This window comes from Ruminobacter sp. RM87 (genome assembly GCF_000701925.1).
Classification (GTDB): Bacteria; Pseudomonadota; Gammaproteobacteria; order Enterobacterales; family Succinivibrionaceae; genus Ruminobacter; species Ruminobacter amylophilus.
The window spans coordinates 1-2,317 of record NZ_JNKD01000107.1; the positions used below are offsets into that span (position 1 = coordinate 1).

The 2,317-nt window shown below is 41.8% G+C and carries 1 protein-coding gene; it reads right to left on the reverse strand.

The window, feature by feature from the left end; translation table 11 throughout:
- Window positions 1-157: 157 nt before the first annotated feature.
- On the reverse strand, window positions 158-2,317 hold a 2,160-nt coding region (locus tag T489_RS0112170), incomplete at its 5' end, for an ATP-binding protein (RefSeq protein ID WP_031580285.1).

Here is a 2,317-nt window from a genome sequence, read left to right on the forward strand (position 1 = left end):
AGAATTTTTTAAAAACATGGGAATAAATGTGATATTTAATGGTTTTATGATGAGATTCGCCCTAGTTATAAACTAGGGCGTGCGGAGTTTAGGTTATATGGCAAGCCCTCGGTTATGGTAAATAATCGAGGGCTTTAGCTGTATCATACGCAGTGATTTATTTCTTTGACGGAACTTTTGCTTCTTTGAGCTGCTGTAGCCATTTTTGGCCGTTTTTCTTTATATTGTCAATAAAATCTTCAAGTTCAAGAAGTTCCGGTTCGATATCATCAATCGTATCCCCCTGTTTAAGGGCTAGCTCAATGGTGTTGCACAGTTCTTTCACCTTTGGCATGCCGCAGTATACTGCTCCACCGGCAAATTTATGAATTACCGGTGCCAGAACAGCCCCCTCGCCGTTTTTAAGTGACTGATAGTCCTTTTCAAACTTTGGAATACTGTCAAGGAATCCCTGAAGCATTTCTATAGCCAGTTCTTTTTTGTTTGCGGCTCTGGTCAGTGCTTCAGAGACTGTCCAAAGGGCGTTACTCTGTATCACGGGGATGGATTGATTATTCTGCTGAACAGTTTTGTCTGCCTGTTTATTCTGTGCAGATCCAGTCTGATTCTTAATAGGGAGCTTGGCGGCATTTGGATTCTTTATGCCTACAGTTGCGGTCCCGGTGTTTTTCTTTCCGGTTAGTGGAACAGGCTTTATCTGCGGTGCAACAGTTGCAGATTTTACTTTAGTATCAGTGATATCCGATTTCCCCGTTTTAGACTCAATAGTTTTGGAATTCTGATTATCCTTTACTTCGGAACTGCTCTGCTTAGTTTCGTTCTTAACCAGCTTAATCTTTTTGCTCTTATGCTGCTGATTTCCTGTCTGCTCTTCTTCTGATGCCTTAGAGTTAGGTTTTGGCCCGGCAACTGCAGGTGCGGCTTTACAGAATTTATGAACCATTTTTTTCAGCAGTTCTTCATCAAGAGGTTTTGACAGGTAGTCTGCCATGCCTTCGCGAATGAATCGTTCCTGCTCTTCCTTTACTACCAGAGCTGTTACGGCAACTATAGGAGTATTTTTGTTGTTTATGCCTTTCTTGATTGTCTTCATGGCCGTAACGCCATCCATTATAGGCATCTGTATATCCATGAATATCAGATCAAATTCAGTATGCAGACACTGTTCGATGGCATCATGTCCGTCTGAAGCTGTGTATACGTCCGTAACCAGATCCTTTAACAGAGCTTTGATAAGAGAAAGGTTTATAGGATTATCATCTACGGCGAGTACGGAAGCCGGAATCAGATTGGTATTGACTGTTTCATCAGTTGTGTCTGATTCGGTAGCCTGAGTATTTTTTTCCTTCTGTGAGACGTCAGTACTTTCTGCGGTTGAGGTCTGTACTTTTGTCATGTCAGGATGTTCTGTTCGGTTAATATTTTCCTGTTCTGACATAATCAGATTCTGGAGAATCTTTTCTGTTGTAACAGGTTTAACAAGAACAGAAACCTTTGGTGACATATCGAGAAGCTCTCTGTGAACCTTTTCATCCATAGTGTTAACGGCAACGATAACCTTCTTGACTTTGGACAAATCGAGAGAGTTGAAGGTTGTGAGCATTCTGTTGAATTCGAAATTACTTGGCTGGCCCACAACTATGTAATCAGGACTGTCTGCTGAGGCCAGAGCATTAATTGCACCGGTTGTTGAGACGGCAAATACATCCATTTCAAGTTCCTGAAGAATGCTCTTGATAGAGTCTCGTACCCAGGTGTTGTTTTCAATTACTACTACTCTGTTGTGAATTAGGGCTCTCTGTTCAGGTGTCTTGATGTTGAGAACCGGTGATATTCCCTTGTTAAGTATGATATTGAAATTGAAGGTTGTACCCTGTCCAGGTTCGGAGGTAAGAGAGATTTTACCGCCCATCTGTTCAATCAGGTGACTGGTAATGATAAGTCCCAGACCGGTACCGCCGTAGCGACGGGAAATCGAAGAATCTGCCTGTGTAAACGGTTTGAAAAGTGTACTCTGCTTTTCTGGATCAATACCGATACCTGTATCCTGAACGGATATTGCAAGATTGATTTTTGTGATAGGAACACTGGAACTTTCCATTTTGGAAATTTTTAAAGCTACGTTACCATTTTTGGTAAACTTAATGGCGTTACCGAGAAGGTTGGTTAAAATCTGACCTACGCGGATAGGGTCGCCGATAACATAGTCATGAACATCAGGATCTATGTTAACGGTAAGCTCGATACCTGTTATGAAACGACCTTTGTCAAGCAGAAATTTAGGCAAGACATTTTCCTCAGTGTAAGCACGGCATTG